The sequence below is a fragment of the Streptomyces sp. NPDC007863 genome (assembly GCF_040633895.1).
Lineage (GTDB): Bacteria > Actinomycetota > Actinomycetes > Streptomycetales > Streptomycetaceae > Streptomyces.
The window spans coordinates 204,687-229,733 of sequence record NZ_JBEYEI010000009.1 but is presented as its reverse complement, the minus strand read 5'-3'; the positions used below and the strand labels follow the sequence as shown (position 1 = coordinate 229,733).

The 25,047-nt window shown below is 75.3% G+C and carries 21 protein-coding genes and 2 pseudogenes; 17 read left to right on the top strand and 6 right to left on the bottom strand.

Annotated elements, in window-relative coordinates:
• Positions 1–44: 44 nt before the first annotated feature.
• From gndA to ABZ621_RS16755, 3 genes are all read left to right on the top strand, one after another.
• A complete protein-coding gene (gene gndA, locus ABZ621_RS16765; protein ID WP_360605037.1) occupies positions 45–1,481 on the top strand; it encodes an NADP-dependent phosphogluconate dehydrogenase in 1,437 nt (478 codons plus the stop codon).
• Positions 1,478–2,827: an NADP-specific glutamate dehydrogenase gene (gene gdhA / locus ABZ621_RS16760; RefSeq protein ID WP_360605035.1), complete on the top strand. Its 1,350-nt coding sequence runs from the start codon at positions 1,478–1,480 to the stop codon at positions 2,825–2,827. Before gndA ends, gdhA begins: the two co-directional genes overlap by 4 nt.
• A gap of 94 nt (positions 2,828–2,921) precedes the next feature.
• Entirely contained in the window at positions 2,922–3,428 is a 507-nt protein-coding gene (locus ABZ621_RS16755; protein ID WP_360605033.1) for a DinB family protein, read from the top strand.
• 19 nt (positions 3,429–3,447) lie between these two features.
• Here ABZ621_RS16755 and ABZ621_RS16750 read toward each other — a convergent pair whose 3' ends face one another.
• Entirely contained in the window at positions 3,448–4,329 is an 882-nt protein-coding gene (locus ABZ621_RS16750) for a LysR family transcriptional regulator (protein ID WP_360605031.1), read from the bottom strand.
• A gap of 95 nt (positions 4,330–4,424) precedes the next feature.
• Here ABZ621_RS16750 and ABZ621_RS16745 point away from each other — a divergent pair, with 95 nt between their 5' ends.
• On the top strand, positions 4,425–5,693 hold the full coding sequence (locus ABZ621_RS16745; RefSeq protein ID WP_360605029.1) for a nuclear transport factor 2 family protein: 1,269 nt from the start codon (positions 4,425–4,427) through the stop codon (positions 5,691–5,693).
• Here the strand turns inward: ABZ621_RS16745 and ABZ621_RS16740 are convergent.
• On the bottom strand, positions 5,654–5,821 hold the full coding sequence (locus ABZ621_RS16740; protein ID WP_360605027.1) for a hypothetical protein: 168 nt from the start codon (positions 5,819–5,821) through the stop codon (positions 5,654–5,656). The genes ABZ621_RS16745 and ABZ621_RS16740 overlap by 40 nt on opposite strands.
• On the opposite strand from ABZ621_RS16740, the pseudogene ABZ621_RS16735 reads away from it, so the two are divergent.
• From ABZ621_RS16735 to ABZ621_RS16710, 6 genes and pseudogenes are all read left to right on the top strand, one after another.
• A pseudogene (locus ABZ621_RS16735) lies at positions 5,820–6,248 on the top strand (erythromycin esterase family protein); the annotation flags it as partial. The gene ABZ621_RS16740 and the pseudogene ABZ621_RS16735 sit on opposite strands and share 2 nt — an antisense overlap.
• 485 nt (positions 6,249–6,733) lie before the next feature.
• Positions 6,734–7,735, top strand: a complete 1,002-nt coding sequence (locus ABZ621_RS16730) for a GHMP kinase (protein WP_360605025.1) — start codon at positions 6,734–6,736, stop codon at positions 7,733–7,735.
• Complete coding sequence (locus ABZ621_RS16725) at positions 7,732–8,175, top strand: cell division protein SepF (protein ID WP_360605023.1); 444 nt, start codon at positions 7,732–7,734, stop codon at positions 8,173–8,175. Before ABZ621_RS16730 ends, ABZ621_RS16725 begins: the two co-directional genes overlap by 4 nt.
• Before the next feature lie 637 nt (positions 8,176–8,812).
• The gene (locus tag ABZ621_RS16720) at positions 8,813–9,931 is read left to right on the top strand and encodes an ATP-binding protein (RefSeq protein ID WP_360605125.1); all 1,119 of its coding nucleotides are present in this window, start codon (positions 8,813–8,815) and stop codon (positions 9,929–9,931) included.
• A complete protein-coding gene (locus ABZ621_RS16715) occupies positions 9,928–10,317 on the top strand; it encodes a nucleotide pyrophosphohydrolase (protein WP_360605021.1) in 390 nt (129 codons plus the stop codon). The genes ABZ621_RS16720 and ABZ621_RS16715 overlap by 4 nt, the downstream gene beginning before the upstream one ends.
• Before the next feature lie 126 nt (positions 10,318–10,443).
• Positions 10,444–10,872: pseudogene (locus tag ABZ621_RS16710) on the top strand (DUF6099 family protein); the annotation flags it as partial.
• 302 nt (positions 10,873–11,174) lie between these two features.
• On the opposite strand, the gene ABZ621_RS16705 reads toward ABZ621_RS16710, so the two are convergent.
• On the bottom strand, positions 11,175–11,393 hold the full coding sequence (locus tag ABZ621_RS16705) for a hypothetical protein (RefSeq protein WP_360605019.1): 219 nt from the start codon (positions 11,391–11,393) through the stop codon (positions 11,175–11,177).
• Between the two features lie 250 nt (positions 11,394–11,643).
• Between ABZ621_RS16705 and ABZ621_RS16700 the strand changes: the two genes are divergently transcribed.
• The 7 genes from ABZ621_RS16700 to ABZ621_RS16670 all read left to right on the top strand — a co-directional run bounded on the left by ABZ621_RS16700 (position 11,644) and on the right by ABZ621_RS16670 (position 21,740).
• Positions 11,644–12,567, top strand: coding sequence for an LLM class F420-dependent oxidoreductase (locus ABZ621_RS16700; protein ID WP_360605017.1), 924 nt, complete (start codon positions 11,644–11,646; stop codon positions 12,565–12,567).
• 42 nt (positions 12,568–12,609) lie between these two features.
• Positions 12,610–13,560 (top strand): homocysteine S-methyltransferase, encoded by a 951-nt coding sequence (mmuM, locus tag ABZ621_RS16695; protein ID WP_360605123.1) that lies wholly within the window; start codon positions 12,610–12,612, stop codon positions 13,558–13,560.
• Between the two features lie 24 nt (positions 13,561–13,584).
• Positions 13,585–15,078, top strand: coding sequence for a 3' terminal RNA ribose 2'-O-methyltransferase Hen1 (locus tag ABZ621_RS16690; RefSeq protein WP_360605015.1), 1,494 nt, complete (start codon positions 13,585–13,587; stop codon positions 15,076–15,078).
• The gene (locus ABZ621_RS16685) at positions 15,075–17,624 is read left to right on the top strand and encodes a polynucleotide kinase-phosphatase (protein WP_360605013.1); all 2,550 of its coding nucleotides are present in this window, start codon (positions 15,075–15,077) and stop codon (positions 17,622–17,624) included. The genes ABZ621_RS16690 and ABZ621_RS16685 overlap by 4 nt, the downstream gene beginning before the upstream one ends.
• A 172-nt stretch (positions 17,625–17,796) precedes the next feature.
• Entirely contained in the window at positions 17,797–19,029 is a 1,233-nt protein-coding gene (locus ABZ621_RS16680; protein WP_360605011.1) for an arginine deiminase, read from the top strand.
• Between the two features lie 167 nt (positions 19,030–19,196).
• Positions 19,197–20,210 carry an ornithine carbamoyltransferase gene (gene argF, locus ABZ621_RS16675; protein WP_360605009.1) on the top strand — a complete coding sequence of 338 codons (1,014 nt, stop codon included), beginning with the start codon at positions 19,197–19,199 and terminating at the stop codon, positions 20,208–20,210.
• 96 nt (positions 20,211–20,306) lie between these two features.
• Positions 20,307–21,740: an amino acid permease gene (locus ABZ621_RS16670; protein ID WP_360605007.1), complete on the top strand. Its 1,434-nt coding sequence runs from the start codon at positions 20,307–20,309 to the stop codon at positions 21,738–21,740.
• Here ABZ621_RS16670 and ABZ621_RS16665 read toward each other — a convergent pair.
• The 3 genes from ABZ621_RS16665 to ABZ621_RS16655 form a co-directional block, all read right to left on the bottom strand.
• A complete protein-coding gene (locus ABZ621_RS16665; protein ID WP_360605005.1) occupies positions 21,694–22,161 on the bottom strand; it encodes an ATP-binding protein in 468 nt (155 codons plus the stop codon). The two genes, ABZ621_RS16670 and ABZ621_RS16665, sit on opposite strands and share 47 nt — an antisense overlap.
• 177 nt (positions 22,162–22,338) lie before the next feature.
• A complete protein-coding gene (locus ABZ621_RS16660; protein ID WP_360605003.1) occupies positions 22,339–23,160 on the bottom strand; it encodes a PaaX family transcriptional regulator C-terminal domain-containing protein in 822 nt (273 codons plus the stop codon).
• 9 nt (positions 23,161–23,169) lie between these two features.
• Positions 23,170–24,810: an AMP-binding protein gene (locus ABZ621_RS16655; protein ID WP_360605001.1), complete on the bottom strand. Its 1,641-nt coding sequence runs from the start codon at positions 24,808–24,810 to the stop codon at positions 23,170–23,172.
• Positions 24,811–25,047 lie beyond the last annotated feature (237 nt).

Here is a 25,047-nt window from a genome sequence, read left to right as displayed (position 1 = left end):
ACGACGTGTCCACGACCCACCCATGCAGAAGGGAGAGCTTCGCCATGCCCTCGACCGCCCAGATCGGCGTCATCGGCCTCGCGGCGACCGGACGCAACCTCGCCCGCAACCTGGCCCGTCGCGGCTACGCGGTCGCCGTGCACAGCCGGACCGCCGACCGGACCCGGGGGCTCGTCGACGCGTTCGGGCACGAGGGCACCTTCCTCCCCGCCCGGACCGCGCGCGAGCTCCTCTCCTCCCTGGAGCGGCCCAGACGGCTCCTGATCACGGTCCGCCCCGGGGAGGCGACCGACTCCGTCATCGCCGCGTTCGCCCCGCTCCTCGAACCCGGTGACCTCCTCGTCGACGGCGGCGACGCGCACTTCGCCGACACCCGCCGCCGCGAGGCCGAACTGGGGGAGCACGGCATCCACTTCGTCGGAGCCGGAATCTCCGGGGGCGAGGAGAAGACGCTGTACGGCCCCAGCATCACGGTCGGCGGCTCCCCGGAGGCGTACGAGGTCGTCGGCCCGGTCCTGGAGACGATCGCCACGCGCACCTCCGACGGCCGCCCCGCCGCGACGCGCGTAGGTCCCGACGGCGCGGGCCACTTCGTGAAGATGGTGCACGACGGCATCGCCCACGCCACCGTGGAACTGACCGCGGAGGCGTACGACCTGCTCCGCGGCATCGGCGGCTTCTCGCCGGCGCGCATCGCGGACGTCTTCGGGCGGTGGGGCGGCGGCCGGCTCGGCGCCCACTTCACGGAGATCACCACCGACCTCCTCGCCCGCACCGACGCCACCGGCGCGGACGACGACCGGGAGGACGGAGGACCGGACGGCCGGCCCGAGGAGCCGCCGGGGGGTTCCGGGCGCCGCGTCGCCCGGAGCGCCCAGGACGCCGACGTCCCCGTCGCGAACATCGCCGCGGCGGTGTTCGACCAGGCGCTGTCCGGCCTCGCCGCCTGGCACCGGGCCGCCCGCCGGCTGCCCGGACCCGAGCCCATCGGACGGCACCTCGCCGACCCCGACGGGTTCGTCCGCGAGGTGGAACAGGCGCTGTACGCCTCCAAGGTCGTGGTGTGGGCCCAGGGCTGGCACCGGATCGTGGAGGCGAACGGCGCCTACGACTGGGACATCGACCTCGGCGTCGTCTCCTCCCTCTGGGGGGACGACTCCCTCGTCCCGGCGCCCTTCCTCGACCGGATCTCCGGCGCCCACGGGTCCGGCCGCGCCGTGCCCTGCTTCCCGGCCGACGCCGCGTTCACCCGCGAGTTCGCCGCGGCGCAGCGCGGCTGGCGCGGCGTCGTCGCCACGGCGGCCCGGGGCGGCGTCCCCGCTCCCGCGCTCTCCACGGCGCTCTCCTACTACGACTCCCTGCGCGCCGAGCGCCATCCGGCCGTCCCCGCCCGGGGCCGACGGGAGCCGGCCGGCGCCCGCACGGGGTACCGCACCACCCGGCACGACGACTTCCTCCCGAAAGGCTTACGGATCCCATGACCGCTCTGACCCCTCAGCTGGAATCCCTGTACGACGAGATCCTGCGGCGCAACCCCGGCGAGGCCGAGTTCCACCAGGCCGCCCGTGAGGTCCTCGAATCCCTCGGCCCCGTGCTCGTCGCCCGCCCCGAGTACGCCACCGCCAAGCTGGTCGAGCGCCTCGTGGAACCGGAGCGGCAGGTGATGTTCCGCGTCCCATGGGTGGACGACTCCGGAACCGTCCGGGTGAACCGCGGCTTCCGCGTCGAGTTCAACAGCGCCCTCGGCCCCTACAAGGGCGGCCTGCGCTTCCACCCCTCGGTGAACCTCGGCATCATCAAGTTCCTCGGCTTCGAGCAGATCTTCAAGAACGCGCTGACCGGCCTCGGCATCGGCGGCGGCAAGGGCGGCAGCGACTTCGACCCGCGCGGCCGCTCGGACGCGGAGGTCATGCGCTTCTGCCAGTCGTTCATGACCGAGCTCCACCGCCACCTCGGCGAGCACACCGACGTCCCCGCGGGCGACATCGGCGTCGGCGGCCGGGAGATCGGCTACCTCTTCGGCCAGTACCGCCGCATCACCAACCGCTGGGAGGCCGGCGTCCTCACCGGCAAGGGCACCGGCTGGGGCGGCTCGCAGGCCCGCGCCGAGGCCACCGGCTACGGCAACGTCCTGTTCACCGCCGAGATGCTGCGCCACCGCGGCCAGGACCTGGAGGGCCTGCAGGTCGGCGTCTCCGGCTCCGGCAACGTCGCCCTCTACTCCATCGAGAAGGCCCAGGCGCTGGGCGCCCACGTCCTCACCGCCTCCGACTCCAGCGGCTACGTCGTCGACGAGAAGGGCATCGACGTGGCCCTGCTCAAGCAGATCAAGGAGGTCGAGCGCGGCCGGATCTCCGCGTACGCCGAACGGCGCGGCGGCGCCGCCCGCTTCGTCGCCGGCGGCAGCGTGTGGGACGTCCCCGTGGACATCGCCCTCCCCTCGGCGACCCAGAACGAGCTGGACGAGAACGCCGCGCTCACCCTCGTACGCAACGGCGTCAAGGCCGTCTCCGAGGGCGCCAACATGCCCGTCACCCCGAAGGCGGTCCGCGTCCTCCAGGAGGCCGGCGTCGCCTTCGGCCCCGGCAAGGCCGCCAACGCGGGCGGCGTGGCGACCTCCGCCCTGGAGATGCGGCAGAACGCCGGACGCGTCTCCTGGGACTTCGCGCAGGTCGAGCAGGAGCTCGCCACCATCATGCGCGACATCCACCGCACCTGCGTCGAGACCGCCGACCGCTACGGCACCCCCGGCGACAACGTCGCCGGCGCCAACATCGCCGGCTTCGAGCGCGTCGCGGCGGCCATGCTCGACCAGGGCGTGATCTGACCCACCCTCCCCGGACCGGCCGCCGGTCCGCTCCCATGTGCGGGGGAGCGGACCGGCGGCCCCACCCCACCACCGAGCGGCGAAGGACCTCCGCGTGACGGACACACCCCCACGGCCCGACACCGGTCCCCCCGGTGAGGGCCCGGACGAGAAGGCGACCCTGCTCGCCTTCCTGGACTACCTCAGGGACGCGGTCGCCGCGAAGGCCCGCGGCCTCGACGACGCCCGGGGCCGCACCGCGGCCGTCCCCTCCGGCACCAGCCTGTACGGACTGGTCAGACATCTCACGGCGGCGGAACGCTACTGGTTCGTCTGGGCCTTCGAGGGCGCCGACGTCCCGCACCCCGACCTGAGCATGCGGCTCGGCCCGGACGACGGCGAGGAGAACCTCCTCGCCGCCTATCGCGAGGCCGTCGCCCGCTCGAACGAGATCGCCGGCGCCTGCGCCGACCTGAGCGCCCCGTGCGCCCGCCCGGCGGGCAAGGACGGCGTCGTCCGGTCGATGCGCTGGGTGCTCGTCCACATGATCGAGGAGACCGCCCGGCACGCCGGCCACGCCGACATCATCCGCGAACGACTCGACGGCGCCGTCGGCCGCTGACGCCGCGTCCGCGTCCGCGTCAGGCGAAGGCCGCGCCGAGATGCCCGAGGAGCGGCCCGACCGAGGGGTGGGCGTCCCGGCGCGGGGCGATCGCGTAGATCCCGCGCGTCGGGGCGGCGACGAGCCGCGCCGTGGTGACGTCCGGGCGCAGCGCCCGGGTCAGGACCCCCGGAATCAGGGCGATGGCGTGACCGGTCGCCACGAGGGCGAGCTTCCCGGGGAGGTCCGCGGCGGCGAGGCCGACGCGGACGGTGGCCCCGGCGCGGGCGGCGTGCTGGCGCAGCAGCGCCGCCGAGCCGTCGTCGTCCTCCGCCCACGTCTCCCCGGCGAGCCCGCCGATGTCCACGGGCCCGCCGCCCGCACGGGGATGCCCGGCGGGCAGCGCGACGACCATCTCGTCGAGACCCAGGAAGTGGCGTACGAGCCGCGGCGCGTGCGGCAGCCCCGGCGGCGCGTCGGTGACGACCGCGAGGTCGAGCTCCCCCGCGAGCACCCGCTCGTGCAGGGCGGCGCTCGGCCCGGGGCGCAGACTCCAGCGCAGCGGACCGGCCCCGTCGAGGAGCGCCCGCACCGCCTCGGGGACGATTCCCGCCGCCAGCGAGGGCGTGGCCCCGAGGGCCAGCGGCCGCTCACCCGCCCCGTCCCGGACGGCCCGGACGGCGCTCAGGGCCCGGTCGGCCTCGTCGAGCGTGGCCAGGGCGTGCCGCCGGAACACCTCCCCGGCCGCCGTCGGGCGCACGCCCCGCGCGTGACGCTCCATCAGCGCCACGCCGAGCTGCCGCTCAAGGCCGGCGATCTGCCGGGAGACGGCCGACTGCGTGTGGTGCAACTCGGCCGCCGCCGCGGACAGCGAACCGAGCCGGCACACGGTCACGAAACTCCGCCACACCGCCAGATCCATGGACGCCAGTATGCCGGGAGCCATGCGCCGTCCGCAGGGCTGCCCTGCGAGACCTGCGCTTGTCGCAGGGCTCGCGGGGGCGCGATCATGGCCCCATGACGCCACCACAGACCATCGCCGTCCTCGGACTGGGACGGATGGGCACCGCGATCGCCACCCGACTCGCCGAGACGGGCGCGGACGTGACCGGCTGGACGCGCTCGGGCGGACCACGCTCGGACGGACCACGTTCGGACGGGCCGCAGAAGGGACGGACGGGGGAGGGCCGGCCGCGGGAGGACCGCGCGCCGGGCGGTTTCGCGACGGTCCCCGACGCGAAGGAGGCCGTGGCGGGCGCCGACGTCGTCCTCCTCGCGCTCTTCGACGGGGCGGCCTGCCGGGAGGTGCTCGACGCCGTCGACGGCGCGCTGCGCGCGGACGCCGTCGTCGTCAACACCGCCACGATCGCCCCCGACGAGGCCGCCGCGCTGGCCCGGCGCCCGGGCCCCGCGTACGTCCACGCGCCCGTCCTCGGCTCCGTGCCGGCCGTCGCCGCCGGCGCGCTGACGTTCCTCGCCGCCGCCGAGGAACCGGCCGCGCTCGACCGGGTGCGACCGGTGCTCGAAGCGCTCGGCACCGTACGGTCCGTGGACGGCGCCGCCACCGCCGCCGCGCTCAAGCTGGTCGCCAACCACAGCCTTGCCGGCGCCGTCCTCGCCCTGCGCGACGCCCTGCACCAGGCCGACGCGCTCGGCCTGCCCCGCGACCGGGCCCTGGACGTCCTCGAACGCGGCCGGCTCGGCGGCCTGGTCGCCGGCAAGCGCCCCTATCTCCTCGACGGCCCGCCCCCGGCCACGGCCGAGTTCACGGTCGGCGCGCTGGCCAAGGACCTGGCCCTCCTCGCGGAGGCCTCGCGGCTCCCGCTGCGGGGCGGTACGGCCCCGTTCGGCACCCCCGGGGCCGCGTCCGACGCGGACATCGCCGTCGCCGCCACGGCCCCCGCCGTGCCGGACGCGCTCCTCGCCCCGCTCCGCGCCTACGCCCGGGGCCACGCCACCGGCGATCCCCGCCACTTCCGCGAGGCGTTCCTGCCCACCGCCCACATCGAGGGGATCAGGGACTCGGCCTTCGTCACCTGGCCGCTGGACGAGTACTGCGCCCTCTTCCAGGGCCGCCCGGCCCCCGACGAGGCGACCCGGTCCCGGCGCGTCGACACCGTGGACGTCCACGGCACCGTCGCGACCGCCACCATGACCCTCCGCCACGGCCCGGACACCTTCACCGACGTCTTCCTGCTGGTCCGCACCGGCGACACCTGGCGGATCGCCAACAAGGCCTACCACCGTCACCCGGCGGCGGACGCCGCCTCCTCCAGCGCCAGGTAGTCCGAGAGCAGCGCGGCGGCCGTCAGCATCGCCCGCCCCCTGGCGGCGACCCGGCCGCGCCACTCGTCGAGGGCCGCCTCCAGCGCCCGGGTGTCGCCCGCCGCGCGGATCCGCCGGACGACGGGCAACCTCCTCGCCCTCGCCGCCGACGGCCTCGTCCTCGCCCACGCCCACAACACCCACCTCCAGCGCGAACGGAGCACTATGCGGATGGGGGAGCGCCCGGTCGAGCGGTGGGGCGCGGGCGCGATCGCCGCCGCCCGCCTGGGCCGGGAGTACGCCTTCGTCGCCACCGCCCTGGGCACCCTCCGCCACCGCGGGGTCCAGGCCCCGCCCCCCGACACGGTGGAAGGACTCCTGCACACCCTCCCCGCCCCCCACCACCTGGTGGACACCCGCCTCCTGACCCACGCACTCGGCACCACACCACCCCCACCCCGCACCTCCCCCTGGCACGGCTACGCCCCCCTGGACCCCACCCACCTGCCCACCACGGACGCCCTCCTCTACATCAGGCACACCACCGAACCCCACCCCTGGTGGCCCGCCACCTGACCCCCACGCGCCGCCACAGCACCCCCTCCCACCCCGGGCCGCCCGGGGCGGGAGGGGGCTTGAGGGGCGCCCGTGTACCCGCCTCGCCCAGCCGTGTGCCGGGCGGCCCGGAGGGCGCGCCGCGCCTGTGGGTCCCCTCCCGGCCCCGGGCGGCCCGGGGCCGGTGGGTCTCGCGCGGGCCCCCGCGTACCCCCGCCCCCGCCGGACGGATCCGGCGCCCTGCCCGCACGTCCCGGCCCTGAGCCGGAGGGCCCCACGCGGTGCCCGTGCACCCCGGCCCGGTGCCGGACCCGGCCGGAGGCCTTGAGCGGCGCGGTCCGTGAACTGCCCTCGCCCCCAGCCCCGGTCCGGGCCGGAGGCCCCCGCGCGGTGCGCCGAGGGGCGTCGCCCGGGGCTGGGCGACGACCCTCGGAGCCGTACCACCGCTTCCCGGAAGCATCCCCCCGCGCACGGGCACGCGCCGGGCGAAGGTGACACTCTTCTTCGTGACCACGAGCATGTCCGCCCCGGCCCCCACCCCCGGCACCGGTCACGCCGCCGCCCATCACGGAGAGCTGCTGCAGGGGGTCTTCGCCGACGGCGGCGGGCGGCCGCGGGCCGGTCTCGTCACGCTGCCCCTGGACGGTCCCGGCACGCGCGCCGAGTTCACGCCGAGCCCCGACGCGCCGGCCGACGCGGTCGCAGTCGTGCCCGCCGGGCGGACGAAGGCCGCACGCGCCGCCCGGCTCGCCGTCGCCGTCTGCGCGGCCCGCACCGGCCGCCCCGCCCGCGGCGGCACGCTGCGCCTCACCGGTTCCGTGCCGCTCGGGCTCGGCATGGGCAGCTCCACCAGCGACGTCCTCGCCGCCGTGCGCGCCGTCGCCGACGCGTACGGGATCCGTCTCGACCCCGGCACCACCGCCGGGCTCGCCGTCCGCGCCGAAGGCGCCAGCGACCCCCTCATGCTCGACGAGCGGCCCGTGCTCTTCGCCCAGCGTGAGGGCCGTGTCCTCGAAGTCCTCGGGCCCGCGCTGCCGCCGCTCCTCGTCGTCGGCTGCCTCCTCGGCGGCGGCGAACCCGTCGACACCCTCGCCCTGCCCGTCCCGGCCGCCACCGGCACCGAACTCCGGGCCTACGCCCTCCTGCGCGACCTGCTCCGCCGCGCCGTCGCCGACGGCGACGCCGGGCTCGTCGGCCGGGTCGCCACCGCCAGCGCCCGCCGCGCCCAACGCGTGCTGCGGCACCCGGACTTCGAGGCGCTCGTCGCCCTGGCCCGCCGCACCGGCGCCGTCGGCGTCCAGATCTCCCACAGCGGTTCGGTCGCCGGCGTGCTCCACGACCCGGCCGCCCCCGGCGCCGAGGCCCGCGCCGACGCCACCCGCCGCGCGCTCGCCGCCCACCGCATCCCGTACACCCGCACCTTCGGCGCCGGCGGTCCGCGTCCCGGGGCCGTTCACCCGTGTCGTTGTTGGGCCGAACGGGTGAGGGGCGGGAGGATGGGGTCATGAGTAGGTACGAGAGGTACGACGTCACCGACGAGCAGTGGGAGGGCCTGGCCCAGGTCCTGCCGCTGCGCGGCCGTGACGAATGGCCGTCCAGGGTCGACCACCGCACGATCCCCGAGCAGTACGAGTCCGTCGAGCAGCGCCGCATGGTCGTGCTGCGGGTCCAGGTCTTCGCCGACGCCCGCGAGGTCGCCGAGTACCTCATCGCCCAGATCCCGGTCCTGCTCGACCTCACCAGCGCCGACCCGGAAGTCGCCAAGCGGGTCCTCGACTTCAGCAGCGGCGTCGTCTTCGGCCTCGGCAGCGGCATGCACCGCGTCGACCGCAACGTGTTCCTGCTCGCCCCTCCCGGGACCGAGGTCGAGAGCACCGGCGAGGGCCCGTCGGGCGACGAGGACGAGGAGCCCGTCGGCGCACCGCGCGCCGGAGTCCCCCGATCGTAGGAAGGTCATCTCGACGTAACGGTTCGTCAGCTCCACCCCTGCGTACCGTCCGATCATGGACCTCACCTGCGGCCCCGCCCTCGCCCGCACCCCCGGCCACCGCACCCCGGGCGCACCCCGCCCGAACACCGTCCCCAGCCCCCGCCCGACCCCGCCCTCCGACGCGGGACCGGGCGGGGACGACGCCAGGCCCACGCCCCCGACCCCCCGCCCGAACGCCGGCACCCCCGCCCCCCGCCCCGGCACGGGCACGGGCACGGACACAACGCCCGGCACGGGCACCGAGCCCGGCACCGCCACGGGCACCGCACCCCGCACCAGCGCCGAGACCGGCACCGCCACTGGCACCGCTCCCGCCACGGGCACCGGCACCGCACCCGCCACGGGCACCGGCACCGCTCCTGGCGTTGGCGCCGTGCCCCGCACAAGTACCGCTCCCGGCGCCGGCACCAGTACCGCACCCCGCACCGGCCCAGCCGCCCGTCCCGGCACCCGTTTCCCGTCGGCCCGGCGCCGTTCGCGTACCGAAGGCCCGGGTGACGTCGACGGCCCCGGCACCACGGGCAGCGCCCCCGGCCCCGGCACCACCGACAGCGCCCCCCGCACCGACCGTGCCGCCGACACCGCCGCGCCCACCCTGCCCCGTCCCGCCGTGACCGAGCTGCGGCTCTCCGCCTACGCGGGGCGGCGCCGGGCCGCGTACGCCCTCGGGCCCGTGACCCTCTTCGCCGGGCCGAGCGGCAGCGGGAAGTCGACCGTCCTCGGTGCGTACGAGGCGCTGGCCAGGCTCGGCGCGGGGGAGCCGCTCGGCGAGGTGTTCCCGCGCCCCGCCGACCTCGTCCCGGACAGCGCCCGGCCCGACGCCCAGGGCCGCCGGGGCTTCCGCATCGGCTGCACCGTCGACGGCCCCGTCGGCCCGGTCCGGATCGACCTCGCCGTCCAGGCCCACCCCGAACTCCGCATCGTCGGCGAACGCCTCACCCGCCACGGCCGCACCCTCCTCACCACCGCCCTCAGGGACCCCGGCCGCACCACCGTCCAGGCCGCCTGGCTCACCGCGGGCGCCACGCCCGTCACCCGCGCCCCGCTGCCCGACGACCTCCTCGGCACCGCCCTCCTCCCGCTGCGGGTGGCCGGCGCCACCCAGGGGCAGCGCGAGGTGCTCGCCGCCGCCGAACAGGCCGTCGTCGGCCTCCGCTCCCTCTTCCCCTGCGCCCCCGAACCGGACAGGATGCGCGCCCCCGTCCTCCCCGGCGAGGGCCGGCTGCTGCGCGACTGCGCCAACCTCGCCGAGGTCCTGCACCGCACCCACACCGACTGCCCGCGCCGCCACCAGCGCCTCGCCGCCGTCGCCGGCGCGGGCTGCGCCGGACCCGTCACCGGCGTCGGCGTGCAGGAGCTCCGCGACGGCACCGTCCGCGCCCTCCTCGCCCGGGGCGCCCGCCCCGGCACCCCGCTCAGCCGCCTCGGCGCCGGCGAACTCCGCTACCTCGCCCTCGCGCTGACCCTCCTCACCGGCCCCGGCGTCCTCGCCATGGACCGCATCGCCGAGGTCCCGGACGCCATGCAGTGCCTGACCCTCCTCGCCGACGACCTCGACCGGGGGCTCGACGGCCGGCAGACCGCCGCCCTCCTCGGCCTGACCGCCGCCATCGCCGCCGACGGCCACATCCGGCTGGCGGGCGCGGTCGGCGAGCGCGCCGCCGTCCAGGCCCGGCGGACCGCCGGGGTGACGGTGGTAGACCTGACCCCGTGACGGACACCGAACACGACGACGTGGCGGGGCTCCAGCGCCGCCTCGCCGCCTTCGCGGCGGCGCGCGACTGGCAGCCCTACCACACGCCCAAGAACCTGGCGGCGGCGCTCAGCGTCGAGGCGGCCGAACTCCTGGAGATCTTCCAGTGGTTGACGCCCGAGCAGGCGGAGAAGGTGATGGACGACCCGGAGAAGGCCCACCGGGTCGCCGACGAGGTGGCCGACGTCCTCGCCTACACCCTCCAGTTCTGCACGGTGCTGGGGATCGACCCCCTCGCCGCGCTCGCCGCCAAGATCGACCGGAACGAGCTCCGCTTCCCACCCCGCAGACGGGACGGAACGGACGAGTCGGGCACCGAAAGCACGGATCGTCACTCTTCGGAGTGATCGGTTCATCCCCGTCGAGATGCCTGTCCACAGATTTCCGAATTCCTCTGGTGCCGGGGCTCAGGCGGCCTCACTCTGGGTAGTGGACTGAGAGAACGGCAAGTCGCACGAACGGGGGCGGAGTTGATGGAAGCGGAGCGACTCGTCCAGGCGGGGCTGTACGCGCTGGGCGAGAGCCGGACGGCACACGACATCGTGGCGGAAGCCTGGCAGGCCCGGGCCCTCGCCCAGGCGATAGGAAGTCACCTCGCGCTCTGCGGACCGCTGGAGCTGCGAGGCGAGGCGCGGGGGCTCAGCGAGGCGGGGGAGTACCCGGCGTGGGGAGCCGCCGGCCCGCGCGCGGCGCGGCTCACCGAGGTGGGCGACCCGCGCTCGGCGCTCACCGCCCTCGGCGAGCTGCTGGGCGAGGTGGGCATCGCGCTCGTCGGCGTGGCCTCGGTCACCGACGACGAGAGCCTGTACTGGCAGTGCATGGAGGCCATCGACACCGCCGACGAGGCCGGCGACCGGGTCCGGGGCATGCTGCGCCGTCTCGACGTCCGCGAGCAGGGCCGGGCCCGCCCTCCCGACCCGCCGACGCGCCGGGCCGGCCCTCCGCCCGTCACCATCCCGCCCGCCACCACCCCGCACCCCAGGTCCCCCGCCGCCCCCTCCCGCCCGGCCCCCGAGCCCGGCCGGGAGACGGAGCAGGCACAGGACCAGGACCAGGGGCGGGAGCGGGAGCGCGACCGGGCCCGGGACCGCTGAGGTCCCAGGCCCGGCGGCGAAGGGGACGGGGGAGAACGAGGGAGAAACAGAGGGACGGGGAGGACGGGGAGAACGAGGGGGCGGTACGGGAGACAGAAGGGGCGGGGCGGTCAGTGCGCCCCGGAATCGTCGGAGGGCTCCGCGTCCAGGCGCTCCGCCGAGGACTGGAGGTCCGCGTCCAGCTGGGAGAGGTCGGCGGAGAGCGCCGCCATCAGCTCCTCCATCTGCTGGAGCAGCCCCTTCGGGGCTCCCGGAGCCTGCTGCTCGGGCACGGACTGCGGCACCTGCTGCTCGGGCAGCGCCTGCTCCGGCGCGGCTTCCTGGGACATCGCGGCCTCCTCGCCCCGCACCCCGGCCGGCACGGACGGGACCACGGGAGAAGAACGACGCACCGGCTGCGGCCGCCGGCACGCGGGCCGGGCGGTCCGGCTCCGCCCGAGCAAACGACGACGCCCGGTCACGGTCACTGGCCAGCGGTGACGCGTCCCGCCAGGGGGACGGATATTCACCCGACCGGGCCGGGAGGCCCCCCGCGCTGACGCGCGGCTTGACAGGCACCCCGAGGTGCAGGATGGAGGCATGGATCTTCGCGTTTTCACCGAACCGCAGCAGGGCGCCGACTACGACACCCTCCTCAGGGTGGCGCGCGCCACCGAGGACCTCGGCTTCGACGCCTTCTTCCGCTCCGACCACTACCTCCGCATGGGGTCCGGGGACGCGCTGCCCGGACCGACCGACGCCTGGATCACCCTGGCGGGTCTCGCCCGCGAGACCCGGCGGATCCGGCTCGGCACCCTGATGACCGCCGCCACCTTCCGGCTGCCGGGCGTCCTCGCCATCCAGGTTGCCCAGGTCGACCAGATGTCCGGCGGCCGCGTCGAGCTGGGCCTGGGCGCGGCCTGGTTCGAGGCGGAGCACACCGCGTACGGCATTCCGTTCCCGAAGGAGCGGTTCGGCCGGCTGGAGGAGCAGCTGGCGATCGTCACGGGCCTGTGGGAGACCGAGGCCGGCAAGACCTTCGACTACGAGGGGGAGTACTACCGGCTCGCCGACTCGCCCGCGCTGCCCAAGCCGGCCCAGCGGAGGGTCCCGGTCCTGATCGGCGGCCTCGGCGCGACCCGCACGCCGAGGTTGGCGGCGCGGTACGCCGACGAGTTCAACGTCCCGTTCGCGTCCGTCGAGGACACCGAGCGGCAGTTCGGCCGGGTGCGCGCCGCGGCCGAGGCGGCGGGGCGGCCCGCCGGGGACCTCGTGTACTCCAACGCGCTGGTCGTCTGCGTCGGCAAGGACGACGCCGAGGTGGCGCGCCGCGCCGCCGCGATCGGAAGGGAGGTGGAGGAACTGAAGGCCAACGGCCTCGCGGGCACGCCCGCCGAGGTCGTCGACAAGCTCGGCCGTTACGCGGCGGTCGGCTCCTCCCGGGTCTACCTCCAGGTCCTCGACCTGGACGACCTGGACCATCTGGAGCTGATCTCCGCGCAGGTCGCACCGCAGCTGGGCTGACCGATGCCCGCGGACCGGACACCCGACGTCACGCCCGACGGCATGCCCGGCCGGACGGCGGCCACGACGCTCGCGCGGGCGCTCGCCGGCGGGGTGCTCGTGCTCGACGGCGGGCTCTCCCACCAATTGGAGGCGCAGGGGTGCGAGCTGTCGGACGCGCTGTGGTCGGCGCGGCTGCTCGCCGACGCGCCCGAGCAGGTGGCCGCGGCCCACGCCGCCTACGTCCGGGCCGGTGCCCGGGTGCTGATCACCGCCAGTTACCAGGCGACCTTCGAGGGCTTCGCGCGCCGGGGCCTCGGGCGGCGGGAGACGGCGGAGCTGCTGCGCCGGAGCGTGTCGCTGGCCCGGGAAGCGGGGGCGGGGAAGGCCTGGGTGGCGGCCTCCGTCGGGCCGTACGGGGCGATGCTGGCCGACGGGAGCGAGTACCGCGGGCGGTACGGGCTCTCGGTGCGGGAGCTGGTGGCCTTCCACCGGCCCCGGGTGGAGGCGCTGGCCGAGGCGGGACCGGACGTGCTGGCCCTGGAGACGGTGCCGGACGCCGTGGAGGCGGAGGCGCTGCTGCGGGCGGCCGAGGGGTGCGGGGTGCCGGTGTGGCTGTCGTACACGGTGGCCGGCGGGCGGACCCGGGCCGGGCAGGGGCTGGCGGAGGCCTTCGCGGTCGCGGCCGGGAACGACCAGGTGGTGGCCGTCGGGGTGAACTGCTGCGAGCCGGCGGAGGCCGAGGAGGCCGTCGCGGCGGCCGTCGCCGTGACCGGCCGCCCCGCCGTCGTCTACCCGAACAGCGGGGAGCGCTGGGACGCGGAGGCCCGGGGCTGGCGCGGGGCGGCCGCGTACGGCCCGGCGGCCGCTCCGGGGCTCGCCGCCGGGTGGGCCGCCGCCGGGGCCCGGCTGATCGGCGGCTGCTGCCGGGTCGGGCCGGAGACCGTCGCCGCCCTCGCCGCCTCGGCGGGGCCGGCACCGAAGGGAGGAGGGAAAATGCCTGGTCGGGGTTGAGGTGGGGCGCCCATACTCGGTCGTGTGTTCCTGACGATCAGTACCACCGGCACCCCGGAGCGCCCCGCGACCGATCTCGGCTTCCTGCTGCACAAGCATCCCGAGCGGGCGCAGGCGTTCTCGACCTCGCACGGCATCGCGCACGTGCTCTACCCCGAGGCCACCGCGGAGCGGTGCACCGCGGCCCTGCTCCTGGAAGTGGACCCCGTGGCGCTGGTGCGCCGGGGCAAGGGGAAGGGCCGGGGCGGCGCCCCCGACGCGGCGCTCGCGCAGTACGTGAACGACCGGCCGTACGCCGCGTCCTCGCTGCTCGCGGTCGCCCTCGCGCAGGTCTTCAAGACGGCGCTGCACGGCCAGTGCCGTGCGCTGCCCGAGCGGGCGGCCGCGCCGCTGCCGCTGCGGATCGAGGTGCCCGTGCTGCCGGCGCGCGGCGGTGCGGAGCTCGTACGGGAGCTGTTCGGGCCGCTCGGATGGACGACGGTGGACGCCGAACCGGTCGCGCTGGACGCCGAGTTCCCCGAGTGGGGCGACTCGCGGTACGTGCGGCTCGTCCTGGAGGGCGAGGGGCTGCGGCTCGCGGACGCGCTGAACCAGCTGTACGTGCTGCTGCCGGTGCTCGACGACGCCAAGCACTACTGGGTGGCGCCCGACGAGGTCGACAAGCTGCTGCGGGCCGGCGACGGCTGGCTGGCGGCGCACCCCCGGCGCGAGCTGATCACCCACCGCTATCTGGCCCGCCGCCGGAGCCTCGCCCGCGAGGCCTCGGAGCGGCTCGAACTGGTGCGGCTCGCGGAGGCCGACGGGCTCGACGTCGAGGACGTCGACAACGCCGTGGACGAGGCGAGCGACACGGAGCAGCGGCCGGTGCCGCTCGCCGAGCACCGGCGGGCGGCGATCCTCGCCGCCCTGCGGGCCGCCGGCGCCGCCCGGGTCCTCGATCTGGGCTGCGGCCAGGGCCAGTTGGTGCAGGCGCTGCTCAAGGACGCGCGGTTCACGGAGATCGTGGGCGTGGACGTGTCGGTACGGGCGCTGGCCGTCGCCGCGCGCCGGCTCCACCTGGACCGGATGGGCGAGCGGCAGGCCGCCCGCGTGAAGCTGATCCAGGGTTCGCTCGCGTACACCGACAAGCGGCTCGGCGGCTATGACGCGGCCGTGCTCAGCGAGGTCATCGAGCACCTGGACCTGCCCCGCCTCCCGGCCCTGGAGTACGCGGTGTTCGGCGCGGCCCGGCCGCGCACGGTCGTGGTGACGACGCCGAACGTCGAGTACAACGTGCGCTGGGAGACGCTGCCCGCCGGGCACGTCCGGCACGGCGACCACCGGTTCGAGTGGACCCGGGCGGAGTTCCGGGAGTGGGCCGACGCGGTGGCCGGACGGTACGGCTACGCCGTGGAGTTCGCGCCCGTCGGCGCGGACGACCCCGAGGTCGGCGCGCCCACGCAGATGGCCGTCTTCACCCGCGCGGGGGAAGGGGACGAACAGACGACGACGAAGAAGCAGGAGGAGGACCGGGCATGACCGACACCACCACCGAGGAGCGCCGGGCGCTGCCCGTCACCGACCTCTCCCTCGTCGTGCTCGTCGGCGCCACCGGCTCCGGCAAGTCGTCGTTCGCGCGAAGGCACTTCAAGCCCACCGAGGTGGTGTCCTCGGACTTCTGCCGGGGGCTCGTCGCGGACGACGAGAACGACCAGTCGGCGTCGAAGGACGCCTTCGACGTCCTCCACTACATCGTCGGCAAGCGGCTCGCGGCCGGCCGGCTGACCGTCGTCGACGCCACCAACGTGCAGCGCGAGGCGCGCCGGCAGCTCGTCCAGCTGGCCCGGGAGCACGACGTGCTGCCGATCGCGATCGTGCTCGACCTGCCGGAGTCCGTCTGCCGGGAGCGCAACGCGCTGCGGGCCGACCGGGCCGGCATGCCCGACCACGTGATCCCCCGCCACCGGCGCGAGCTGCACCGGGGGCTGAAGGGCCTGGAGCGGGAGGGCTTCCGCAAGGTCCACGTGCTGCGCTCGGTCGCCGAGGTGGAGGCCGCGGAGGTGCGCCTGGAGCGCCGCTTCAACGACCTGCGGCACCTCACCGGGCCGTTCGACATCATCGGCGACATCCACGGCTGCCGGAGCGAGCTGGAGACGCTGCTCGCGCGGCTCGGCTATGTGGACGGCGCGCACCCGGAGGGCCGCACTGCGGTCTTCGTCGGCGACCTCGTCGACCGCGGCCCGGACTCGCCGGGCGTGCTGCGCCGGGTCATGGGCATGGTGGCGGCCGGGAACGCGCTCTGCGTGCCGGGCAACCACGAGAACAAGCTGGGCCGCTGGCTGAAGGGCAAGAAGGTCCAGCAGACCCACGGCCTCGCCGAGACCGTGGAGCAGCTGGAGCGCGAGCCGGCCGAATTCCGGGAGCAGGTGAGCGAGTTCATCGACGGGCTCGTCTCCCACTACCTCCTCGACGGCGGCAACCTGGTGGTGTGCCACGCCGGTCTGCCGGAGAAGTACCACGGCCGCGCCTCGGGCCGGGTCCGCTCGCACGCGCTGTACGGCGACACCACCGGCGAGACCGACGAGTTCGGGCTTCCGGTGCGCTATCCGTGGGCGGAGGAGTACCGGGGCCGGGCGACGGTCGTCTACGGCCACACTCCGGTGCCGACGACGTCCTGGGTCAACAACACCCTCTGCCTGGACACCGGTGCCGTCTTCGGCGGGCGGATGACCGCGCTGCGCTGGCCGGAGCGCGAGCTCGTCGACGTGCCGGCCGAGCGGGTCTGGTACGAGCCGGCCCGGCCGCTGGCGTCCGAGGCGCCCGGCGGGCACGAGGGCCGGCCGCTCGACCTCGCCGACGTCCACGGGCGGCGCACGGTGGAGACCCGGCACCTGGGCAACGTGGCGGTGCGGGAGGAGAACGCTGCGGCGGCCCTGGAGGTCATGAGCCGCTTCGCCGTCGACCCCCGGCTGCTCGCGTACCTGCCGCCGACGATGGCGCCGACGCCGACCGCGAAGGCGGACGGCTTCCTGGAGCATCCGGCGGAGGCCTTCGCCCAGTACCGGGCGGACGGCGTCGAGCGGGTCGTGTGCGAGGAGAAGCACATGGGCTCGCGGGCGGTGGCGCTGGTCTGCCGGGACGCGGACGCGGCCCGGGAGCGGTTCGGCGTGGACGGGCCGACGGGCGCGCTGCACACCCGTACCGGCCGGCCGTTCTTCGACGACGAGGCCGCCACCGAGGAGGTCCTCGGCCGGCTGCGGACGGCGATCGGCGCGGCCGGGCTCTGGGAGGAGCTCGACACGGACTGGCTGCTGCTCGACGGCGAACTGATGCCGTGGTCGCTGAAGTCGGGCGGGCTGCTGCGCCACCAGTACGCGGCGGTCGGCGCCGCCTCGGGAGCCGTCCTCCCGGAGGCCGTACGGGCGCTGGAGACGGCAGCCGCGCGGGGCGTCGAGGGCCTGGACGGGCTGCTCGCCGCGCAGCGCGGACGGGCGGCGGACGCGGGCGCGTTCACCGAGGCGTACCGGCGGTACTGCTGGCCGACGGAGGGGCTGGACGGGGTGCGGTTCGCGCCGTTCCAGCTGCTCGCGGTCCGGGGGCGGTCGCTCGCGGACGTGCCGCACGACGTCCAGCTCGGGTGGCTGGACCGGCTCGTCGAGCACGATCCGACGGGGCTGCTCCAGGTGACGCGGCGGATCGTCGTCGACACCGGCGACGAGCAGTCGGTCCGCGCGGGCACCGACTGGTGGCTGGAGCTGACCGGCGCCGGCGGCGAGGGCATGGTCGTCAAGCCGCTCGCCGCGCTGGTCCGCGACGGCGCGGGCCGCCCGGTGCAGCCGGGCGTGAAGGTACGCGGCCGGGAGTACCTGCGGATCGTGTACGGCCCCGAGTACACACGCCCGGAGAACCTGGCGCGGCTGCGCCACCGCCACCTCGGCCACAAGCGCTCGCTCGCCCTGCGCGAGTACGCGCTGGGCCTGGAGGCGCTGGAGCGGCTCGCGGCCGGGGAGCCGCTGTGGCGGGTGCACGAGGCGGTCTTCGCGGTCCTCGCCCTGGAATCGGAGCCGGTCGACCCGAGGCTGTAGCGGGGGCGGCCGGCCCCGGGCCGTGGCGGGAGCTGGCCGGCCCGGGGCCGTGGCCGGACCCCGGCCGGCCCGAGGCCGCCGGTGCCCCGCCGGGGCACCGGCGCCCCGTGTGACGGGAATTCGGCCGTGCGCTTCCCACGCGCACGGCCGTCCGCTCCGCCAGGATGGGCGCATGGGATTCCATGTCGACTCAGAGACCGGCCGGCTCCGCCGCGTGATCCTCCACCGCCCCGATCTGGAGCTGAAGCGGCTGACCCCGACCAACAAGGACGCCCTCCTCTTCGACGACGTGCTGTGGGTGCGGCGGGCCCGGCAGGAGCACGACGGCTTCGCGGACGTGCTGCGCGACCGGGGCGTCGAGGTGCACCTCTTCGGGGATCTGCTGGCGGAGGCGCTCGACGTGCCGGCGGCCCGGGCGCTCGTCCTCGACCGGGTCTTCGACGAGAAGGAGTACGGGCCGCTCGCCGCCGACCACCTGCGGGCCGCCTTCGACTCGCTGGAGACCGGCGCGCTGGTGGAGGCGCTGGTGGGCGGGATGACGAAGCGGGAGTTCCTGGCGGCGCACCGGGAGCCGACGTCGGTCCGCTTCCACGCCCTGGAGCTGGACGACTTCGTGCTCGGCCCGCTGCCGAACCACCTCTTCACCCGGGACACCTCGGCGTGGATCTACGACGGGGTGTCGATCAACGCGATGAAGTGGCCGGCGCGGCAGCGCGAGACGGTGCACTTCGAGGCGATCTACAAGCACCATCCGCTCTTCACCGGCCCGGAGGCGGGGCCGTTCCACCACTGGTCGGAGGGGCAGGCCGACTACCCCTCGACGATCGAGGGCGGCGACGTGCTCGTGATCGGCAACGGCGCGGTGCTGATCGGGATGAGCGAGCGGACCACCCCGCAGGCGGTGGAGATGCTGGCCCGGGGGCTGTTCGCGGCGGGTTCGGCGCGGACGATCGTGGCGCTCGACATGCCGAAGCGGCGGGCGTTCATGCACCTGGACACGGTGATGACGATGGTGGACGGCGACACCTTCACCCAGTACGCGGGGCTCGGGATGCTGCGCTCGTACACGATCGAGCCCGGCGACGAGGGCCAGGCGTTGCGGGTGACGGACCATCCGCCGGAGCAGATGCACAGCGCGATCGCGGCGGCCCTCGGCCTCCAGGACGTGCGGGTGCTGACGGCGACGCAGGACGTGCACGCGGCGGAGCGGGAGCAGTGGGACGACGGCTGCAACGTGCTGGCGGTGGAGCCGGGGGTGGTGGTGGCGTACGAGCGGAACGTGACGACCAACACGCATCTGCGGAAGCAGGGCATCGAGGTGATCGAGATCCCGGGGAGCGAGCTGGGCCGGGGAAGGGGCGGCCCGCGCTGCATGAGCTGCCCGGTGGAGCGGGACGCGGTGTGAGGGGCCTCACGGGCTCTCACGGGGCCTCGCGGGGCCTCAAAGGTCCCGAGGGGAGGGTCCCGACCCGATGGGGCTGTATAGACATGCCTATGTATGTATAGACTTCCATCGCCCCGCAGGTTCCGTCCCCGACCGCATCCACCCCTCCCACCCCAGGAGCGCCCGTCATGGCCCTTGACCTCTCCGGCCGCCACTTCCTCAAGGAGCTGGACTTCACCGCCGAGGAGTTCCGCGGCCTGGTGACCCTCGCCGCCGAGCTGAAGGCGGCCAAGAAGGCGGGCACCGAGGTGCAGCGGCTGCGCGGCCGGAACATCGCCCTGATCTTCGAGAAGACCTCCACCCGCACCCGCTGCGCCTTCGAGGTCGCCGCCGCCGACCAGGGCGCCTCCACCACCTACCTCGACCCCTCCGGCTCGCAGATGGGGCACAAGGAGTCGGTGAAGGACACCGCCCGCGTCCTCGGCCGGATGTTCGACGGCATCGAGTACCGGGGCGACAGCCAGGCCACCGTGGACGAGCTGGCCGCCTTCGCCGGCGTCCCCGTCTTCAACGGCCTCACCGACGACTGGCACCCCACCCAGATGCTCGCCGACGTGCTCACCATGACCGAGCACAGCGACAAGCCCCTCGACGGCGTCTCCTTCGCCTACCTCGGCGACGCCCGCTTCAACATGGGCAACTCCTACCTCGTCACCGGCGCCCTGCTCGGCATGGACGTGCGGATCGTCGCCCCCGAGGCGTACTGGCCGGCCGAGGGGGTGATCACCGCCGCCCGGAAGCTGGCCGAGGCGAGCGGCGCCACCCTCACCCTCACCGACTCCGTCGCCGACGGCGTCCGGGGCGCCGACTTCGTCGTCACCGACGTGTGGGTCTCGATGGGCGAGCCCAAGGAGGTGTGGGACGAGCGGATCACCGCCCTCGCCCCGTACTCCGTCACCATGGACGTGCTGCGCGCCACCGGGAACCCGGACGTGAAGTTCATGCACTGCCTGCCCGCCTACCACGACCTGGGCACGAAGGTCGCCCGCGAGGTCCACGACCGGCACGGCCTGAGCGAGCTGGAGGTCACCGACGAGGTCTTCGAGTCGGCGCACTCGGTCGTCTTCGACGAGGCCGAGAACCGGCTCCACACGATCAAGGCCGTCCTCGTCGCGACCCTGGCGGGTCCCGCGGGGGCATAGGATCACCCCAGACGTCAGGGGGGTCCGGGCAGAAACGCCCGGGCCCCCCTGACGCGTGTACACCCCCCATGCAAGACCAGAGATGAGAACGACCGCATGCTCTCGCGGACCAAATCCCCCCAGCAGCTGATCGCCGAATCCGGCGGCGACCTCGAAGGCCACAGCCTCAAGCGCACCATGGGGCTCTTCCAGCTCGTGTGCTTCGGCGTCGGGGCGATCGTCGGCACCGGCATCTTCGTCGGCCTCGCCGACAGCGTCGCCGAGGCGGGTCCCGCGGTCGTCGTCTCCTTCGTCCTCGCCGCGATCACCTGCGTCTTCACCGCCTTCTCCTTCGCGGAGCTCGGCGGCGCGATCCCGGTCTCCGGCTCCTCCTACTCCTTCGCCTACGCGAGCCTCGGCGAGCGGGCCGCGTTCCTCGTCGGCTGGTGCCTGCTCCTGGAGTACGGCGTCTCCGTCTCCGCGGTCGCCGTCGGCTGGAGCCAGTACCTCGACGAACTCCTCCACAGCGTCACCGGCCTCCGGCTCCCCGACGCGCTCGCGGCCGGACCCGCCGAGGGCGGCGTGGTCAACCTCCCCGCCGTCGTCGTCATCCTGATGGCCGCGACGCTCCTGGTCCGCGGCGTCCGCGAGAGCGCCCGCGCCACCGCCGCCATGTCGATCCTCAAGATCGGCATCCTGATCGTCTTCTGCGCGGTCGGCTTCTCCGCCTTCGAGGCCGGGAACCTCTCGCCGTTCGCCACCGAGGGCGTGGCCGGCATCACCGCCGGCGCCTCGGTCGCCTTCTTCTCGTACATCGGCTTCGACGCCATCACCACCGCCGGCGAGGAGGTGAAGGACCCGCGCCGGAACATCCCGCTCGCGATCCTCGTCTGCATCGGCCTCGTCACCGTGCTCTACTGCGCGGTCGCCCTCGCCGCGATCGGCGCGCTCGGCGCCGACGAGGTCGCCGACAAGCCCGCCGCGCTCTCCCTCGTCGTCGACCAGGTCACCGGCTCCTCCGTCGGCGGCGGGATCATCGCCTTCGGCGCGGTCGTCGCCATCGCCTCCGTCGTCCTCGCCGTGATGTACGGCCAGACCCGCATCCTCATGGCGATGTCCCGCGACGGCCTGATGCCCCGGATCCTCGAACGGGTCTCCCCGAAGACCGCCACCCCCGTCGCCAACACCTGGATCGTCGCCGCCGTCTTCGCCGTCCCGGCCGCCTTCGCCCCGCTCGACGTCGTCGTCGACCTCACCACCATCGGCACCCTCGCCGTCATGGCCGTGGTCAACCTCGCCGTGATGGTGCTGCGCCGCCGCGAACCCGGACTCGGCCGCTCCTTCAAGGTGCCGCTCTACCCGGCGAGCCCGGTCCTCGGCATCGGCTTCTGCCTCTACCTCATCTGGGGAACCGGCTGGCGGACCTGGCTGGTCTTCGCCTGCTTCCTCGTCGTCGGCGCCGTGCTGTACGCGGTCTACGGGCGCCGCCACTCCCGGCTGGCGCTCACGGCCGCGGACGAGGCCGCTGGGCGGGCACCCGGGGGAGCGTGAACCAGACGGCCTTGCCGTGCGGGGTCGGGCGGTGGCCGCAGTCGCTGCTGAGCGCCCGGATCAGCAGCAGCCCGCGGCCGTGCTCCTGCCAGGGATCGACCTCGGCGTCCGGATCCGGGCACTCCAGCCGGCCGGGGCGGGCGGGGTCGGGGTCGTGCACCTCGATCTGACAGCCGCCCGGCGCGGCGAGCAGCTCCACGATCAGCTCGATCGGGCCCTCGCCCGAGGTGTGCTCGACGGCGTTGGCGACCAGCTCGGCGGTGAGCAGCTCCGCCGTGTCGCGGTCCGGCAGCTCGGTCGCGCCGGGGTCGATCTCGCCGAGTGCGGTGCGGACCAGGGCGCGGGCGACGGGGACGGCGGCGGTGGTACGCGGCAGCCGGAGGCGCCAGGCGGTCCCGGGCGGGCCGGTGGTTTCGGGCATGGGGACGAGCTCCCTTTGCCGGGGGGTGGCGGGAAGGCGACGGAGGACGGGCCGGGCGGACGACCCGGGACATCCTGCTTTCCACCATATAAGGGGGCGATTTCCAGCCACAGAGACCCCCCTCCCGACCTGACAGGACCCCCGACCCACCCGGTACGGGACCTTGGACGTCCCGTCCTACAGGTCCTTCTCCACCGCCCGGACGTACTCCGCGCCGCGCTCCCACAGCAGCGCGTGCAGCGCGGCGAAGACCTCCGCCGACCGGCGCCCCGGCCAGTCGGCGGGCAGCAGCTCGGGCGGCAGGACCGGGTCGGCGTACGGCAGCCGGCGCCAGGAGTCGAGGGTGAGGAGGTAGTCCCGGTAGGCGTCCTCCTCCGTGCCCGGATCCTCGCGCCAGGCGGCGAGGACCGGCTCGTGGCCGGCGAGGAACTCCTCGTGCAGCCGCGCGATCGCCGGCAGGTCCCACCAGCGGGCCACCGCCTCCGCCGTCGCCGTGTAGCCGAGGTGGTCGCCGCGGAAGAAGTCCACGTACGAGGAGAGGCCGAGCCGCTCCAGGGCGTTGCGGGTCTCCTCGTACAGCCGGCCCGGTGCGATCCAGACGCCGGGGGCCGCCGTCCCGAAGCCCAGCCGGCCGAGCCGGGAGCGCAGCAGGTGGCGGTTGTGCCGTTCCTGCTCGGGGACGGAGAAGACGGCGAGGACCCAGCCGTCGGCGAGGGAGGGCTCCGTCCGGGCGTAGATCCGCCGGTCGCCGTCCTCCAGGAGCCTGCGGGCGTCGTCGGAGAGGGCGTATCCGGCCGCGCCGTCGGGGGTCCGGCGGGAGAGCAGCAGCCCACGCCGCTTGAGCCGGGACACCGAGGAGCGCACCGAGGGGGCGTCCACGCCGACCACGGCGAGCAGCCGGATCAGCGCGGCGACCGGCATCGGCGTCTCCTCCGCCGGCCTGCCGTAGGCGCCGTAGAGGGAGACGATCAGGGAACGGGGAGTGTGCTGCTCGGCCACGTGATCATTTTAGGCCGTGGAGGCCGGACCCGGGTCGCGCAGCCGGTGGCGCTGGAGCTTGCCGGTGGCCGTCCGGGGGAGGGCGTCCACGAAGACGACGGCGCGGGGCGACTTGTACGGGGCGAGCCGGGCGCGCACGAAGGAGCGCAGCTCGGCGGCGGTGCCCGGGTCGCGCGCCACCCCCTCCCGCACCACCGCGTAGGCGACGACGACCTGGCCGCGCAGCGGGTCGGGGCGGCCCACGACCGCCGTCTCGACGACGTCCGGATGGCCGAGGAGCACCTCCTCCACCTGGGGGCCGGCGATGGTGTGCCCGGCCGAGACGATCATGTCGTCGGCGCGCGAGACGTACCGGAAGCGGCCGTCGGGCTCGCGGACGCACCGGTCGCCGGTGACATTCCAGCCGTCGCGCACGTACTCCGTCTGGCGGGGGTCGGCGAGGTACCGGCAGCCGACCGGGCCGCGCACGGCGAGCAGCCCCTCCTGTCCGTCGGGGACGGGCCGGCCGTCCGGGCCGAGGACGGCGGCGTGCCAGCCCGGCACCGGGCGGCCGGTGGTGCCGGGGCGGCTGTCGGCGTCGGCGGCGGCGAGGACGATGTGCAGCAGCTCGGTGGTGCCGAGGCCGTTGATCAGCCGCAGCCCGGTCCTGGCGTACCAGGCCGTCCAGACGGCCTCGGGCAGGTGCTCGCCGGCCGAGACGCAGCGGCGCAGCGAGGACAGGTCGGCGGCCGAGCCGGCGTCGAGGAGGCCGAGCATCGCCCGGTAGGCGGTGGGCGCGGTGAAGAGCACCGAGACCCGGTGCCGGCCGATCGCGGCGAGCAGCTGCTGCGGCCCCGCCCGGTCCAGGAGCACGGCGCTCGCCCCGGCCCGCAGGGGGAAGACGAGCAGCCCGCCGAGGCCGAAGGTGAAGGCGAGCTGCGGGGAGCCGGCGAAGACGTCGTCCGGGCGGGGCCGCAGGACCCGCGCGGAGAAGGTGTCGGCGGCCGCGAGGACGTCCCGGTGGAAGTGGACGCAGCCCTTGGGGCGGCCGGTGGTGCCGGAGGTGAAGGCGATCAGGGCCACGTCGTCGGCGGCGGTGCCGGCGGCCGGTACGGGTCCGGGCGCCCGGCGCCCGGCGCGGGCGAGGAGGTCGCCGGGCCCGTCGCCGCCGTACGGGACGACCGGCAGGCCCGGGACGGAGGCGGCCGACAGCTCGTCGAGCGCCCTCGCGTCGCACAGGGCGAGGGAACAGGCGGCCGTCGTGGCGGCGAAGGCCAGTTCGGCGGCCCGGTGCTCGGCCGGGACGGTGACGGCGATGCCGCCGGCCTTCACGACGGCCAGCCAGCAGGCGGCCAGCCAGGGGGTGGTGGGCCCGCGCAGCAGCACGCGGTTGCCGGGCCGCAGTCCCAGCTCGCCGGTGAGCACCCCGGCGATCCGGTCGACGCGCTCGCGCAGCTCCCCGTAACTCCAGGTCCCGCCCTCGCCGTCGTGGAAGGCGGGCCGACCGGCGCCGAACCGCTCCGCGGTCCGGTCGAGGAGTTCGACGGCGCAGTTGAGCCGTTCGGGGTAGTCGAGCCCGGGCAGCTCGAAGAGCAGCCGCGGCCATTGGGCGGCGGGCGGCAGCCGGTCGCGGGCGAAACCGTCGACGTGCCCGGAGGGCGTCAGCTCCACGGCGCCGCCCCCTCGGCGGGACATATCGTATCGATGACGGCCGTCACCGATCCGCAACGGGAGCGGAGGCGGCGACCGGGATGCCCGAAGGTGTCGGAGGAGGCCCACATGCCCGCATTTTCACCCGATACCGTGCGCCTCGCGCCACCGGCCCGAACTGGGCCGCGTCCGCCCGTGCTTGATCGACTGGTCGGGTCACGGGGCCGGGCTTAGGGTCGAAAGGTGGACCGACCGGCC

What these genes read in the sequence shown, in the direction of transcription:
- mmuM (WP_360605123.1), top strand. Translation starts at nt 12,610, where the DNA reads ATGCCCGGCCGGACGGCGGCCACGACGCTCGCGCGGGCGCTCGCCGGC.
- ABZ621_RS16680 (WP_360605011.1), top strand. Translation starts at nt 17,797, where the DNA reads ATGGGATTCCATGTCGACTCAGAGACCGGCCGGCTCCGCCGCGTGATC.
- gdhA (WP_360605035.1), top strand. Translation starts at nt 1,478, where the DNA reads ATGACCGCTCTGACCCCTCAGCTGGAATCCCTGTACGACGAGATCCTG.
- argF (WP_360605009.1), top strand. Translation starts at nt 19,197, where the DNA reads ATGGCCCTTGACCTCTCCGGCCGCCACTTCCTCAAGGAGCTGGACTTC.
- ABZ621_RS16725 (WP_360605023.1), top strand. Translation starts at nt 7,732, where the DNA reads ATGAGTAGGTACGAGAGGTACGACGTCACCGACGAGCAGTGGGAGGGC.
- ABZ621_RS16745 (WP_360605029.1), top strand. Translation starts at nt 4,425, where the DNA reads ATGACGCCACCACAGACCATCGCCGTCCTCGGACTGGGACGGATGGGC.
- ABZ621_RS16705 (WP_360605019.1), bottom strand. Translation starts at nt 11,393, where the DNA reads ATGTCCCAGGAAGCCGCGCCGGAGCAGGCGCTGCCCGAGCAGCAGGTG.
- gndA (WP_360605037.1), top strand. Translation starts at nt 45, where the DNA reads ATGCCCTCGACCGCCCAGATCGGCGTCATCGGCCTCGCGGCGACCGGA.
- ABZ621_RS16685 (WP_360605013.1), top strand. Translation starts at nt 15,075, where the DNA reads ATGACCGACACCACCACCGAGGAGCGCCGGGCGCTGCCCGTCACCGAC.
- ABZ621_RS16700 (WP_360605017.1), top strand. Translation starts at nt 11,644, where the DNA reads ATGGATCTTCGCGTTTTCACCGAACCGCAGCAGGGCGCCGACTACGAC.
- ABZ621_RS16750 (WP_360605031.1), bottom strand. Translation starts at nt 4,329, where the DNA reads ATGGATCTGGCGGTGTGGCGGAGTTTCGTGACCGTGTGCCGGCTCGGT.
- ABZ621_RS16665 (WP_360605005.1), bottom strand. Translation starts at nt 22,161, where the DNA reads ATGCCCGAAACCACCGGCCCGCCCGGGACCGCCTGGCGCCTCCGGCTG.
- ABZ621_RS16670 (WP_360605007.1), top strand. Translation starts at nt 20,307, where the DNA reads ATGCTCTCGCGGACCAAATCCCCCCAGCAGCTGATCGCCGAATCCGGC.